The organism is Mycolicibacterium iranicum, assembly GCF_002101705.1.
Classification (GTDB): Bacteria; Actinomycetota; Actinomycetes; order Mycobacteriales; family Mycobacteriaceae; genus Mycobacterium; species Mycobacterium iranicum.
The window spans coordinates 1-14593 of the sequence record NZ_LQPC01000016.1 but is presented as its reverse complement, the minus strand read 5'-3'; the positions used below and the strand labels follow the sequence as shown (position 1 = coordinate 14593).

The following is a 14593-nucleotide window of genomic DNA, read 5'->3' as shown; positions in this document are numbered from 1 at the left end:
TTCGCACTTCACTCGGAGGTCTTCGTCTTGTCACCTCACCACGCCGTCACCAACGTCCGTGGTCAGTACAGCTAGCACGTCTCTGCGGAATCGCGTGAGCCAGTTCTACCGGACACGCCTCGCCGCGAGGTCGCCGCACGCCGGAGGGTGGCCCCTCAAGTGCATCAAGGACTTGAGTACCGCCTGGGTGCACTTCGGTGAGTGCGCCAACGTGAAGGTCGCTGAGCGCAAGATGTTGGAATCTTTCATGTCAGCGTTGGGGCCTGTTGCGAGGGAACGCACGATCGATCCTGAACTTCCCTTGCCTTACGCGAATCTCGAGATCAAGGACTCCTCGAATCGCCGCCGAATCAAGCGACATGGAATCAGCGGTGCTAAAGCTACCCGCTGAAATGCAAGATACGAGACGCAAGCTGGCACCAATAGACCAGTGCCCAAACCCGTTCGGCCGGTTCAGTACGGATCCAGCGCCGATGCACATCCCGAGTCGGATCTTGGGCAGACAAAATCAGTTCGTCTCAGTCTCTTGCAGCTCACGAATGATTCTGCGACCGAATTCATTTACTCCGGTGATGCTGTAGTTCTCAGCTCGGGGGATGCTGTACAGGCCGCTGGATACAGGCTGTGAACCCACCAATACAAGTCCGGTTCTTACCAGAACCGCCTTCACCGCCGGTGGCTCGTTGCTAAGTGCGGTCTGCAGGGTTTCGTCGTTATTGCCGGGATCTTTTCGGTTCTCGTCATCGGCGGCTATGAGTCTGACAAGTGCGCGAACGTGCGGACCCTCAAGCTCGCGCAAGGCGGCCACGATGAACTGAGCGTCATCCATCTTCGTGTCGTCCGTTAGGGCATTCGCCACCACGCGCGCAAGATAGATGCGCTTACCGCTGTCTGCCGCCGACATCGCGGCTTGGATGCCATCCCAGAGCAGATTCTGGAGCCCCGGATCTGCCCGGACCTGTTCCAACAGTCGGTGTGCATCCACGAGATCGGCAACACCATCGACGAACTCTTCCGCACGACCTTGACGAGAATCGATCAGCCCCTGAACCACGGCGCCGGTTCCCGCGCCAACACCCGGCACACCAGCCTGCCAGCCGAGCACCTCCGCGCCGGAAGCAACCGCAGCTCGCACGACTATCTGTTTCCACGAAGGCACTTCTTCGTCGACCATGCGCCGATGCTATGCCGACGCTCGCGGCTGGAGCTGGCCTCGGCAGCGAATGCAGTCAGGCATGCGACCTGCAACCTCCCCGATCCAGTCGGCGCTAGCGGGTTGAATAGAGCGAGCGTAAGACGGCTCCCGACGGCGATAACGGCACGATCGGGGTTGGATCGAAGGAGTCAGCCATTGCCCGAAAGCCGGCACCGATACCTCTACGAACGCCTTGGCGATCACGATTTTCAGCAGCTCGTCAGCGCTCTGTTGGCAATACAGTTCCCCGACTACTGCCCGATGGCGCTGAGGCAGACCGACGGCGGTGTCGACGGTCTCCGCAACATCGATCCGGAGACATTACTGATCTATCAGGTCAAGTGGTCGGTCAGCGGCACGGAGAAGAACCCCGTCAGCTGGCTGGACGCGGTCGTGAAGAAGGAGCTAAACAACCTGCGCCAGCTAGCGAAGGACGGCATACGCAACTACGTCCTGGTGACCAATGTGGCAAGTACGGCCAAGCCAAAAACCGGCACGTTCTCCCAGCTAAACCGAAAGCTAAAGGAGCACGCCAAGAACGTCGGTTTTGACCAAATGACATGCATCTGGCGTGAGGCGCTTAATCCGTGGGTCGACAACGCTCCGGACTCGACAAAGTGGGCCTACGCCGACATGCTCGCAGGCTGGGATCTCATCCGATACTTGGTCGCTGAGCAGGTCGGCACCGCCAAGAACCAGGCAGACCGCAAGCTGATCCGCAAAATCGCCGCGGCGCAATGGGACGACGACCAGCGTGTCAAGTTCAGCCAGGCTGACGTCGACCGCGAAATGGTGGTGGACCTCTTCGTCGACGTCACCGCCGATCAGGTGCATTCCCCGACCGAAACCCGGATGCGATCAAGCGCGCCGACCCCACTCGGCGGAGCGGCCGCTCACCTGCTGCACTCACCAATACCGTTCACATTGGTGCGAGGCGCCCCCGGTCAAGGAAAATCCACTCTCAGCCAGTACATCTGCCAAGTGCACCGCAGCGCGTTCATCCCGGAATCGGAGCGGCCAGAATCGCTTCCAGAGCTGAAGAACCCTCGATTCCCGATCAGGCTGGACCTCAGCGACTACGCGCTCTGGCTCGCCGGCAACGACGTGTGGGACCACTCCGACGATCGCAGGCCGGCGACGAAGAAGCCACGCAAGGGTGAGCAGGCGGCCATCGAATGCTTCCTCGCCGACCTGTTGACCCATGACAGCGGCGGTATCACCACCACCGCGACAACCGTGCAGGACATATTCGAGCGAGTACCCAGCCTCGTCGTACTTGACGGTCTCGACGAAGTCGGCAGCGCCAGCATCCGGCGCAGGGTGGTCAACGAGATCGACGCGTTCGCCAGCCGGGCGAAGACTTACAGTGAGCCGCTGAAGGTAGTCGTCACCACGCGCCCCAGCGCCGGTGAGCTTGCGGAACCGTCGCCACACATGTTCGGGATCGTCACCTTAAACCAACTCACTGGTGACCAGCGGGCTGATTACCTACGCAAATGGTGCGCCGTCCGAGGGATCAAGAGCAAAGACGGTCGCGCGCTGCGCAGGAGCTTCCAAGAGAAGAGCCGCGAGCCCTACATTCATGAGCTCGCCGGTAACCCAATGCAGCTCACAATCCTGTTGGACCTTCTCCACCAGCAGGGGGCTGCCACCCCCACACAGCGGACCGACCTATACGACAAGTACGTTGACCTGCTCTTGGCCCGCGAAGCCAACAAGCACCCGAAGGCCGTCCGCGACCACAAGGAAGAGCTCCTCGAGATCATCCCGTTCCTCGGCTGGTACTTGCACGCACACACCGAAGAATCGCAGATCAACGGGCGCATGAGCATCGGCGATTTGAAAGCGGCGATGCGCCACTTCCAGCACACCTACGGCAACCGCGAGTCGATTGTCGATCAACTCTTCGAGGGCGCGAGCGACCGTTTGTGGGCTCTGACGAGCAAGGTGGATGGCACCTACGAGTTCGAGGTGTTGTCGCTGCGGGAGTACTTTGCTGCGCGGTTCCTCTACCGCACTTCAGGCGAGGACAACGCTGATTTCGACAGCACAACGGTGCTTCGGGAACTTCTGAGACGCCCGTACTGGCTCAACACCGCAAGGTTCTACGGAGGAAACGCTAAGGGCAGCGACGTTTACTCGTTGACCGCCGGGATCGAGCAGGAACTGGGGAAAACCTCAAATGCCCCGTCGTACCTCGCCGCGTGGGCGCTGCTCACCGATGGCGTCTTCCTGCGTCGTCCGCGTGAAGCTCGAAAGGTGCTGACCGCGCTTTGTTCGGACACCGGAAGCGCGATCTTGCTATCCGCGCTCGACCGCCGGGACATCGTTGCACTCCCTGAACTTCCCGACCTACCCGCCGACGACGGTGTCGACCCGACCTGGGCACGGCTGACGGCCCTAATCAGCAGGAATCCGAGCGATGTCGAGAACCCACAGCGTGTGCGAGTCCTGCGGGAACTGCTTAACCAATGCAGCGACTTTACGGCGTGGTGGTACCAGCAGCTCACTGCAGCGATTGGCACGACCCAGCAGAACGCGTGGCTCGCTGTCGGTGCCTGCTGTGAAGCTGGAGCCGGCATCACCTCGAAATTCGAGAACTTGGATCTGTCCAACGGCGCCGCCGAACTCTTCCTCAGTACCGGGCTAACCCCGGAGCGTGGAAGTTCGTTGGAGGCAGCTCTGCTCACCGCGGTGCTGGATGGGCAATGTCCCTGCGTCACGTCGACGCGCTCGATGCCTGCGCAGGTCGCGGTCGCCCTGGCGCCCGGAGAGTTCCTGACCAGCTCCACGACAGGCTTCATCTCCGGCGACGAGAGGGCGAAACGTCGCAGATCTGAGGCGATCAACCAGCTCAGAAGGGCCCGCTCACCGTGGGAGCAAGTCGGAAGGAAACGCACGTTTAGGTCCGGTTATAAGGCGAGCACATTTCCGTGGGCAGACACCGCCAAAGCGGTGTACGAGCAAGCCGGTCGTTGTTGGATCGCTACGGAGATCGCCATCATCGGCGCGGCCTCTCCGTTCGGACTCGCGTACAGGAAGTGCGCTGACGCTACGGCCTTTGGAACGATGAGCCACCCGACCGAGCTCCTTGCTCAGACCACCACGCACTCACGCAATCCCGGCTGGTGGCGGGAACAGCTGGAGGTCATCGACGACGGCGACCTAGGCCAAGCGGAATGGGCACTGGCCCTATGGTCCGTCGCATCAGGAGCCGTCGTCTCCGAACTCCTGCCGGAATTAACGCTCGTTCTCGGACAGCTCTCGGCGGGGCGACGACGTACGGTCCTCCGCGCGGCTGAACAGATCGCTCGCTTCGGCTGGCTGACAAACCGCCCCGTCACCGGCGACACGACCGACGCCGAATTGGCCGAACTCAATCGGCTCCGAGTGGCAGCACCACCGGCGGAGCGGCCAGGCAAGACCGAGGCTCTTGATCACACGACGATGCCTTCGCTCCTCAGCGTTGCCCGCGCCGAACGGTGGCTGAAGGTCGACAACGCGGCCGCCTACCGCTGAGGGTCCCCGCCCGCGCAACGACAGATACCGGCCGCGTACCGATCAGCACGCCCTTCACACTTGCGAGAGCGTTGCGATCCGCAATTGAACGTCACAGATGCTCCGTTTGATGCGAATGTTGCCCACCCCTCCTTTGGGCGTTTGCCAACACTAGCGCGTCAACCAGTACATTTCGGCCAACGGGTCACACGCTAGCCTGTTTGTGACGTAAGCAGCAGAACGCGTGCGCGCGACGAAAGGCGAGCTCCATGTCAGTCACAACGAAGATCCGCCGTCGACCTGCGCCGGCGATTGCTGTCGTTGGGTTCGGAGCCGCGGAGGCGTTCGCCATCAACAAGGTCACTTCGACGCCGGCCTGGTGGTGGTGGTTACTCCTCGTCGTCGCTCTCATTGGCGCAATCGGTTGTGCGGTGTTGGTGCAGCGCGCGCCTGAAAACGACGCTGGCCGCGATGACCCTAGCAACAAGGTGGAGGGCCCGGTGTCAGGCGGTAGCGCGATAACGCAGCAGTCAGCCGGTGACAAAGGACAGAATATTTCAGCCGACAACGGATCCTTCGCTGCAAACCGCGTGGACAAAATCGGCGACATCACGCTTGGAGGGCAGCGACCCACGGGCGACGATCCCAAGAACCGCTGACGTTTGTGACCTCCCCATCGGAAGGATCAGAAGCGCAGCAGCAAGGAGTGGCGGCCAACGACCACTCCGTCGCGATCGGCCAAGTGGGATCTCTCGGCACTCTGAATGTCGAAGCACGCACGGTGCATATGAATTTCCATGTGCCGGCCCCCAGCTCCTCCATTGCAGAGGCAGTTGGGCCGAGCCCCCTTGACACTGCAGATGCCGTATCACTCGGGCCTCTCGCCAGCACTGAAGCCCAGGGCCTGCTCGACAGAGCGAATCAGCTCGCTGCCGACGACCCACGTGCGGCGCTCGAGCTTTTCCGCGAGGTTCAAAGACGTTTAGTGGCTGCTGGTTTCCCGATTCACGCTGCAGAATTCGACCATCGGGTCGCGGCCCTGTGCGTCAGTACCGGGGAGGAAGACACCGCCGTCCGGCTGATGCTGCAATCGCTATGGGAAGCCGACATCTCTGGAAGCTCAATGCGCGCCGATCGGGTGCTCGGGGCGTTAAGGAATCTGGCGGGTTTTCCCGATTTCCCGAAAGGCTCAGAAGAACCCCTAACTGCGCGCCTGGGTGCTGCGGTCGAGATCGCCGAATTCGTCTCAGATCACCTGCAAACTCCTGTGCCGTTACCAATCGAAATCCCCTCCGAGGCAATATCACTGGTCGATGCGGAAGACCGTGCACGGACCGTCTTGTTCGCAGCAGAGAGCGCGCTAGGCGACGACAACCTGGCCTGGATCGTGAATAACCGCCAAGTGATCACGACGGCCGCGGACGAGATCGCGCATACCCTCCCGGAAATCGCGCTTCGTTTGAGACTGGCATCTGCGGATGCGACGGGAGAATGGGGCGACCTGCTCCACGCGTCAAGTTCTGGAATAGCGAGAAACCTCAAGGCATTGGTGCTCGCGCGACATGCGCGCCACAAGCTACTGCAGGCCGTGCCAATTGAAGCCGACCGGGACTGGCGCGCAGCAGTCAATGAGGCATGTCTGTCGGAGCGCTACACGGACGCTGCCGACTGGCTCTTGAGTCAGCGGTTCGTTGCGAACCGCTTCGGTGTGTTGGCCGACGACAAGTGGCACCCTCTCGCTCAGGCGCTGCTGAACATGCCATCCAAAGCCCGTATCGTGGCTGGGGCTGAGAGCGTTCGCGAACTTGGGCTAGCAGCTTTGCATTTCAATAGCCCGCGTATCGCCGCCATCAATCTAAGACGGCATCTACTTGAGGGAATACGGTCAGCGTCCTTCTTTGACGAAAGAGACGCTCGCGGGCTACTCGGAGCTCATTACCTCGCGTGCGGTGAGTTGCCCCTCGCTGCCTTCTACACCATCGGCGCCGGCAACTATAAGGAATCTCGGGACGTTGCCAAAGCTTTTGGCGACACCTACCACGATGTTACTGAGCTCATCAAGAGTCCACTATCGTGGGTGTGCGCATCCGCACTCGAATTCACAACTCAGCAAGCCGATCTCATCCCTGACAACGATCTCAATTCCGTCGTAGCGCAGGCGCTATCGACAATTGATGACGTCGCTTCGGGTGCACGGCTCGACTCTCCCGTCTTCAGTCCTCAGATGCGCCGATCTGCCTACGGCCTTCTGGCCGCCGTGTCTGAACGTCTTACCGCCTGTGACGCGGAAACCGTCCTCAAGCTGCTATCTGGGTTTGTCGAGTGCGAGAAGCACCACTACCGTCCCACTGACGAAAGCCACGTTCTCATCGCGGCCGGCATAGCTCAGACACACACCGGCGAGCTCCGTGGCGCCGCCGTTGAGCAACTAATCGGTCTCTACGGGAGGGCCTCTCACGCGTTTGGCGATTCGGCTCGCAGAGCGTTAGCGGCCAACTTCGACCAAGTCCGCGATCGACTCCATGAGATGGCGGAAGGTACCCACCTCGACGCTGCAGCTTTCCTCGCGTGGCAAGACCCCGCCGACACGACGACCGATGCTGCGCAAGCTGCTGCACAACGATTGTGTCAACCTGCGAAGAGCGGTCCAAATGGTTTTGGCGTCGGAACTGGGGCAGTCAACGACTCGCTGCTTGCCGCGTCCCTTTCTGAGCCAGAACGCATCAGCTGCATCGAGATGCTTTTTAAGAAGGCAGAGTCCTCGTGGGAACCGGCCACGAATCGCGACGATTACCTCCGCGCCGCCAGCAATCTCGTTAACGGAATTCCCGAGGATACCCGCCGCACATACTTCACGAAGGCGCTGTCGTTCGCTTCGGACATGCCTCATTCGAAGGCCGACGCTTTTCAAGCGTCCATGAGCAGTCCTTTGAGCGCAATGAGGGTCAATGACGGCAGTGACTGCAGACCGGCGGCGGTGTATCTAGCAGGCAGGCTCGCAGACACAGTCGAGGAGAAACAGCGGGTACGAGATGCAGCTCTCCGTCTCGTTGGTGTCGGAACGGACGAAGACTACAGAGTCACGAAAACCTTGCAGCTCGTCCAGTCTCAGCTTGACGGAAGTGTCGGCCTGCTTGCTCAGGGAAGTTGGACCCTGAAAAGTCTCGCGGCCATGTTGTGGGTCGAATCGACAACGTTGCCGGACGAGGTTGGTATTGCATTGAGCCGCGACCCCGATGTCCGAGTCAGAAAAGCTCTCGCCCGGGCCCTGAGTTCGTCACCGAACCGTGCCGACTCCATCGCGCGAATCACTCTTGCCCAAGACCCGCGGTGGTCAGTTCGCACACTGTCGAATAACCGCAGCACCGACAGATGAACAACGGCAGTAGCTCGCAAGGCGCTGAAATACGTGTCAATCAGCGTCATCGTATTACCCTCGGCAGCAACCGCCTACGGCGACCTCGAAGAGACACACAACAATTACCGGCGTCCACAGATACGACAGCAAGAATGCTGAAATTGAATACGCGAGGCAGACGGCACTCAGCGAAAATCCTACGGCCGGCGCAGCATTCCGATGCCGCCGAGCAGGTCGCCACCACCATCGTTGCAGCCGTTAGAACCACGCGGGGCGACCGCCGTGCTCAACGGAGCATCGCGCCGCTTGATCTCTTCACTGTTGCGTTCGCTCGCATAATCGAACGCGTCCCGCCCAACGTCCGCCGCCTGCCCGAACGCGGCGAATCTGCTCACAGGGTGTCGCACCCGACGTTCGATAACGTCAGCGCTGCAATTTTTACTCGGCTCGTTCGTAACTGCTTTTTCTCTGTGCCAGCTGACGGAGGACATGCTCAGGATCACGAACTTCTACCCCTCATACCGCAGTAGTTACCGCAGTGCTTTCGTTTAGACTCAGCTCCGGCCAACGCAGCCAACACCGTATCCGCAGCTAGAGGCATATCTCCCGACGGATTCCAGAACTGGCAAACACAACAAACGCCCAGTTCAGAGGATTTTAAGTCCGCTGCCTCTGCCAATTGGGCTATGGGGGCGTGCGCGTGATCCTACGGGGGCAGCCGCTCCCGTCCGCCGACGGTGCACAACCTCGAAAGCAGGCCAAACCACGCGCCGTGCTGCCGTACCTTTGATCCGATGCGCATCGCGGTGGTGGAAGACGACGACGGCGTCGGGGAGGCGCTGGTCGACGCCCTGGCCGAAGTCGGTCACTCCCCTGTGCGGATGCGTCGCGGCGCCGACCTGCTCCTCGGTCACCGCGACGTCGACCTCGTCCTCCTTGATCTCGGCCTTCCCGACGCCGACGGCATGACCATCCTGCGTCAGCTGCGCGGTGTCAGTCAGGTCCCCGTCGTCGTGCTGACCGCGCGCGACGACGAACGCTCCGTCGTCCGCGCGCTGCGCACCGGCGCCGACGACTACGTCGTCAAACCTGCTCGCCTGGGCGAACTTCGGGCCCGCATCGAGGTCGCTGCCCGCAGACACTCGCCAGCGGCAGCACCGGACGACGAGGTGGTCGAGTGCGGCGACATCGTCGTCGACCTGGGCGCCCGCCGCGTCGAGGTCGCCGGAGTCGAAATCACGCTCCCGCCCAAGGAATTCGAAGTTCTCGCCTATCTCGTCGCTCGCCGCGGCGAGGCCGTCAGCCGCCAGGAACTCATGGATGCCATTTGGGGTGACGCCTACGTCGCGATCTCCCGAAGCCTCGACGTTCACATGACCTCTTTGCGCGCCAAGCTCGCCCGGCCGAACGCGATCGCCACCATCCGCGGATACGGCTACCGGTGGAGTTGCTGACATGTGGCGGCGCGTCCTGCTGGTGCTCGTCATCTACTCCACCATCGTCGTTCTCGGACTCGCAATACCCCTGGCCGTCACGTTAGGTCGGGAACGGTTGCAGCGATTCAGCGAGAGCAGACTCGCCGCCGCCTCCTACTTTGCCGATCTCGCTGCGCGCGAGGGCAATTCACAGTCAGTAGATCTGCAGCAGGCCGTCGACAGGTACTTCACGCTCTACGGCGAGCCCGTCCTCGTCGTTGACCGCGACGGCGCTCCGCGGGCCTCGGCAGGGGTGGCCGGCACCCCCGCCAGCGTCGCCGACGCGGTCTCTGACGCCCTGCGAAATCAACGCAGCCGCCTCCCTGAATCGGTGACACCGTGGTCACCGGCTGAGGTGCTGATCGCTGTCCCGGTCGGAACCGGAACCCAGGTCGACGGGGCTGTCGTCCTGGCCGCCTCCACGGGCGCCGCAAGAACCGACGTGACTCGCGCGTGGTTGACGATTGCCGGCGGCGCGGTAACTCTTTTGGCTGTCGCGTCGTTGATCGCGGTCGTGTTGTCCCGCTGGACTGTTCGCCCGTTGACTGATCTAGCCGGGCGGGTCACGGACCTGAAGAACCGCGTGCTGGACCGCCCGACCGCAGACCACGTCACTCAGATTGACGCCGAACAGGACCGGGCGGGTCACTATGGCGGCCCCCAGGAGGTACGCAAGCTTGCGGCGGTATTCGACGAGATGGCCCGCGACGTCGAAGCGGCCGCGGTCGCGCAGCGCCGCTTCGTCGCCGACTCCGCTCATGCGTTGCGTAATCCCCTGGCGGCATTGCGTATTCGACTGGACACCCTCGGAATGGCGGTCCCGGAATCCTCGGCCGACGCGCATCGCAAGACAACGGCCGAAGTCGACCGCCTCGAAAGCATGGTCGCCGATCTTCTGTCGTTGGCCTCAGCAGAGGCCCGACCCGACCGCGACGGGGACGTGGCCGGCGCCGACGTCGGCGACGTGATCGCGCATCGGCACGAGTTCTGGTCGCAATCGTTGAGCGAGGCAGGCATCGACGCCTCGGTCTCCGCACCGCCGGGTCTGCTCGCCCGGATGTCCGACACCGACCTCGCCCAGATCCTCGACATACTGCTGAGCAACGCCGTCAACTATGCGGGCCGCGGAACCCGCGTCGAGATCGGTGCCCACCGATCCGCCGATCAGATCGTCGCCTGGGTGCAGGACGACGGCCGCGGCGTGTCGGACAACGATCTGCCGCTGATCACGACGCGATTCTTCCGCGCGACCAACACCGTCGGGCAGGGCACCGGCCTGGGCCTGTCCATCGCCCGCGCGCTGACCGAACGCGCCGGCGGGGTGTTCGAGGTCAGCGCAGCCCACGGTGGTGGACTGCGGATCACTGTGCGGCTGCCTGCCGCATCCGCGCCCAGTACGGACCGGGATCTGTCCTAAGGGAGTGTTAGGGATCGCGCCAGCACCTTCCGCAGGCCATGTGACTGCCCTAACAGTAGGACCAGAAAGAGACGTCGGCGACTCAGGTCCCGGCTGATCGTTGGGACAAGGAGGCACGTCATGACCAGTTCGACCACCCAAGCCCTCGGCGACGGACGGGGGACGCCTGCCCCGCAATCGTCGCGGGCAGCCACCCGCCGCGCCGTCTTCAACACCCTTCGGGGATCGTCCGGCAACCTCGTCGAATGGTACGACGTGTACGTCTACACCGTGTTCGCGTCGTACTTCGAAAGCCAGTTCTTCGATTCGGCGGACAAGAACTCGACACTCTACGTGTACGCGATCTTCGCGGTGACGTTCTTGATGCGTCCCGTGGGCTCCTGGTTCTTCGGCCGGTTCGCCGACCGGCGCGGCCGGCGTGCAGCACTGACCTTCAGCGTGTCCCTGATGGCGGCATGCTCGCTGGTGATCGCGCTAACCCCCGGTCGAGAGAGCATCGGCGTCTGGGCCGCAGTCATTCTGATTCTGTGCCGCCTCGTCCAGGGCTTCGCCACCGGCGGCGAATACGGAACGTCGGCTACCTACATGTCTGAGGCGGCGACGAGGGAACGGCGCGGATTCTTCTCCTCGTTCCAATACGTCACGCTTGTCGGCGGCCACGTCCTGGCCCAGCTGACGCTGCTGATCATGCAGTCGTTCATGGATCGCTCGCAGATCGAGCAATACGGTTGGCGCATCGCCTTTTTCATCGGAGGCGTGGCGGCGGTGGTCGTCTTCTGGCTGCGGCGCAGCATGGATGAGTCGCTGACCAGCCAACAGCTTGAAGCCATCCGCCGCGGTGAAGACCACGGCTCGGGATCGATCCGCGAACTGCTGACCCGGCACTGGCGGGCGCTGCTGGTCTGCTTCCTGGTCACCATCGGCGGCACCATCGCCTTCTACACCTACAGCGTGAATGCGCCCGCCATCGTCAAGTCGGCATTCGAAGACCAGGGCATGACCGCGACGTGGATCAACCTCGTCGGACTGACGTTCCTGATGGTCATCCAGCCGATCGGTGGGATGGTCAGCGACAAGGTGGGCCGCAAGCCGTTGCTGGTGTTCTTCGGGGCCAGCGCGCTGATCTATACCTACGTGCTCATCACCTTCCTACCGCAAACCACCTCGTGGGCAATGGCTTTGACGTTGGTTTGCATCGGCTACATCATCCTGACCGGCTACACCTCGATCAACGCGATCGTCAAAGCCGAACTGTTTCCGTCCCACATCCGCGCCCTCGGCGTCGGCTTGGGCTACGCCCTGGCGAACTCGGCGTTCGGCGGCACCGCCCCGCTGATCTACCAGGCGGCCAAGGGCGGCGGCCACGTCACGTGGTTCATCGTCTATGTCACGGCCGTCGTGGCGGTATCACTGTTCGTGTACGTCTTCGTCCTGAAGAACAAGTCCGAAACCCCGCTAGATCGCGAACAGGGCCGCGCCTTCGTATGACGCTCTAGGCTGCCTGACTGTGACGTCGATGTCCCCGCTGATGGACCGCCGGTCTGTTCTGCGGGGCATCGCGTTGCTCAGCTCCGCCGTCATTGCCAGCTCCTGCCGCAATGCCGACAGGCCCGCTGTTCGCCTGGCGGCCGGTGAGCAGGGCGGCTTCTTCTGGGAATTCTCGGGCCTTCTCGCGGCAGCAGCAGACCGCGCCGGCGTCAGCCGTCTGACGCCACTGCAGACCGGGGGCTCCGTCGAGAACCTCGAGATGCTGCGCTCGGGAGACGCCGATCTCGCCATGAGCCTCGCCGACATCATCCCCGCCGCCGCAGACGATTTGACCGCGATCGGACGCGTCTACGAGAACTATTTCCAGATCGCCGTGCGCGACGACTCCCCGATCGTTTCGGTCGAACAGTTGGCCGGCCGCGCGGTCAGCGTCGGCGCGCCGGGTTCGGGCGCGACCATGTTGTCCGAGCGCGTGCTCGCAACGGTCGAGCTGTCGGGTACCGAAGCCCTGCGGCGCGTCGAGCGACCCATGCGCGGTGCGGCAACCGAACTTGCAGAGGGGCTCATCGACGCGGCGATGTGGGCTGGAGGGCTGCCCACCCCGGCCTTTGCCGACCTGCCCGTGGGCATTCGGCTGCTGGATCTGACCACAGTCGTCGACGCGCTGCGCTTGCGGTACGGAACTGCCTACGAAGCGGTGTCGGTCCCGGCAGGGGTGTACGGTCCACATCCGGGTGTAACCACCGTCGGGGTAGCCAATCTATTGCTGGCACGCCGAGACGTGGCCGATCCCGTCGTCGCAGGCATCGTCGATCTACTCCTCGACGACCCGGCATCGCTGGTTCCGGCTCAGGCCATCGGAAGCCAATTCCTCGATGCGCAGTCCCTCATCCAAACAGGTTCGGTTCAGCTGCATCCCGGCGCCACCAGTGAGTATCGCCGGCGCCACGGTTGACAGCAATCAACTCGTCGGCGGCTCGTAATGCGCGTCTGGATGCTTGCGGTGCCATTCCTGTTGCTGCAGTTGCACTTTGTGATGCACGCGCGCGATCCAGGCCAGTCCACCGCCGATCAATAGCACCGCCAGAACTACACCGACAATGCCTGTCGGCGTGCTGCCGTTCGCGAACGAGAACAGTCCCACCACCAGTGACAGGACTCCGAGGCCGACCGCAATGAGGCCAGGGGCATTAACCCCGGCCTTCATCGTCTCGCCCGCGTGCTGGCGGGTGGTGCGGGCATGGTCGACCGGATCTCGTGATGTGTCAGGCATGAGACTCCTCCTCGCCGTTGGTCACTGCTGTCGCTTCAGCACGCGGGCGGTTGAACCGCACCAGCGCTGCAGATCGCCGCAACGAATCGCGGCGCTTCTGGCATGTGGTCGGCATACCCGACGCCCTTTTCACCAAACGATTGACGCCGGCACGTCATAGGTTGGAAAGACTTGACGTTGTTTGAACGACTGCGGTCAGGGCATGTCCTCGCCATGACCAATCCGCAAGACGAAAAAGCCGAAGCTGACGTACAACCCGATTCCAAGGTGGCCGGATCACGCGCGTCCGAAGGCGACGACGACCCATCCGACGGTCCCTATGTGGGCCGCTCGAGCTCCGACGACGACTTCGACGCCGGCGAATCTGGCGCCGAAGCCCGCAGCGACGACTGATTCCAGCGGAAACGGTGTAGTTGGTCAACCAGACGTCGACCAACTACACCGAGATCGCCGAACTCGTCAGTGGTTGCGCAGTTTGTCGATCAACTTGCCCTTCGTCAGATGCGAGTAGCCGGACAAGCCAAGCTCCTTCGCCTTCTGTTTCAGATCGCCCACGGTCCAGTCGTCGTAGGATCCGGACTTGCCGCCCTTGCGACCGACCGAGGACTTGCCACGCGCCGCAGCGGCGTTCGAGATGCGTGCGGCTTTCTCCTTCGAGTTACCTTCGCGGCGAAGATCTTCGTACATCTTCTCGTCCTTGATCGATGCGTTTGGCATTGAACTTCAACCTCCTACCCCGTTGGATCCTTGAAGAGTTTCCCGGCCTGCCAGCAACCAAACCCTCAGGTACGGGCTACTCGGCGAATCAACGTTGCCGACGGTCACGTAATTCCCCAGGGGCTGCCGTCACGTAATTCCTCATGTTCGGGCCCTGCTGTGGCGAGGATAG

General features: G+C 62.4%; 12 protein-coding genes. 8 read left to right on the top strand and 4 right to left on the bottom strand.

What is annotated here, in order from left to right:
* Window positions 1–508: 508 nt before the first annotated feature.
* The gene (locus tag AWC12_RS03095; protein ID WP_024449596.1) at window positions 509–1174 is read right to left on the bottom strand and encodes a hypothetical protein; all 666 of its coding nucleotides are present in this window, start codon (window positions 1172–1174) and stop codon (window positions 509–511) included.
* Between the two features lie 177 nt (window positions 1175–1351).
* On the opposite strand from AWC12_RS03095, the gene AWC12_RS03090 reads away from it, so the two are divergent.
* From AWC12_RS03090 to AWC12_RS03080, 3 genes are all read left to right on the top strand, one after another.
* Window positions 1352–4714, top strand: coding sequence for an NACHT domain-containing protein (locus tag AWC12_RS03090; protein WP_024449595.1), 3363 nt, complete (start codon window positions 1352–1354; stop codon window positions 4712–4714).
* Between the two features lie 248 nt (window positions 4715–4962).
* A complete protein-coding gene (locus AWC12_RS03085) occupies window positions 4963–5352 on the top strand; it encodes a hypothetical protein (protein ID WP_024449594.1) in 390 nt (129 codons plus the stop codon).
* Between the two features lie 47 nt (window positions 5353–5399).
* A complete protein-coding gene (locus tag AWC12_RS03080; RefSeq protein WP_024449593.1) occupies window positions 5400–8069 on the top strand; it encodes a hypothetical protein in 2670 nt (889 codons plus the stop codon).
* A 179-nt stretch (window positions 8070–8248) separates the two neighbouring features.
* Here AWC12_RS03080 and AWC12_RS30810 read toward each other — a convergent pair whose 3' ends face one another.
* Window positions 8249–8554: a hypothetical protein gene (locus AWC12_RS30810; protein ID WP_133057304.1), complete on the bottom strand. Its 306-nt coding sequence runs from the start codon at window positions 8552–8554 to the stop codon at window positions 8249–8251.
* A gap of 291 nt (window positions 8555–8845) precedes the next feature.
* On the opposite strand from AWC12_RS30810, the gene AWC12_RS03070 reads away from it, so the two are divergent.
* From AWC12_RS03070 to AWC12_RS03055, 4 genes are all read left to right on the top strand, one after another.
* The gene (locus tag AWC12_RS03070) at window positions 8846–9505 is read left to right on the top strand and encodes a response regulator transcription factor (RefSeq protein ID WP_085172322.1); all 660 of its coding nucleotides are present in this window, start codon (window positions 8846–8848) and stop codon (window positions 9503–9505) included.
* Between the two features lies 1 nt (window position 9506).
* Window positions 9507–10943, top strand: coding sequence for a sensor histidine kinase (locus AWC12_RS03065; protein WP_085172320.1), 1437 nt, complete (start codon window positions 9507–9509; stop codon window positions 10941–10943).
* 120 nt (window positions 10944–11063) lie between these two features.
* Entirely contained in the window at window positions 11064–12431 is a 1368-nt protein-coding gene (locus AWC12_RS03060) for an MFS transporter (protein WP_024448000.1), read from the top strand.
* Window positions 12432–12459: 28 nt separating this feature from the next.
* Complete coding sequence (locus AWC12_RS03055) at window positions 12460–13386, top strand: TAXI family TRAP transporter solute-binding subunit (protein WP_234813815.1); 927 nt, start codon at window positions 12460–12462, stop codon at window positions 13384–13386.
* A gap of 6 nt (window positions 13387–13392) precedes the next feature.
* On the opposite strand, the gene AWC12_RS03050 is transcribed toward AWC12_RS03055, so the two are convergent.
* Window positions 13393–13704 carry a hypothetical protein gene (locus tag AWC12_RS03050; protein ID WP_085172318.1) on the bottom strand — a complete coding sequence of 104 codons (312 nt, stop codon included), beginning with the start codon at window positions 13702–13704 and terminating at the stop codon, window positions 13393–13395.
* Between the two features lie 213 nt (window positions 13705–13917).
* Between AWC12_RS03050 and AWC12_RS03045 the strand changes: the two genes are divergently transcribed.
* On the top strand, window positions 13918–14097 hold the full coding sequence (locus tag AWC12_RS03045) for a hypothetical protein (protein WP_024448003.1): 180 nt from the start codon (window positions 13918–13920) through the stop codon (window positions 14095–14097).
* A 66-nt stretch (window positions 14098–14163) separates the two neighbouring features.
* Here AWC12_RS03045 and AWC12_RS03040 read toward each other — a convergent pair whose 3' ends face one another.
* Window positions 14164–14421, bottom strand: a complete 258-nt coding sequence (locus AWC12_RS03040) for a DUF7218 family protein (protein ID WP_085172316.1) — start codon at window positions 14419–14421, stop codon at window positions 14164–14166.
* Window positions 14422–14593: the final 172 nt, after the last annotated feature.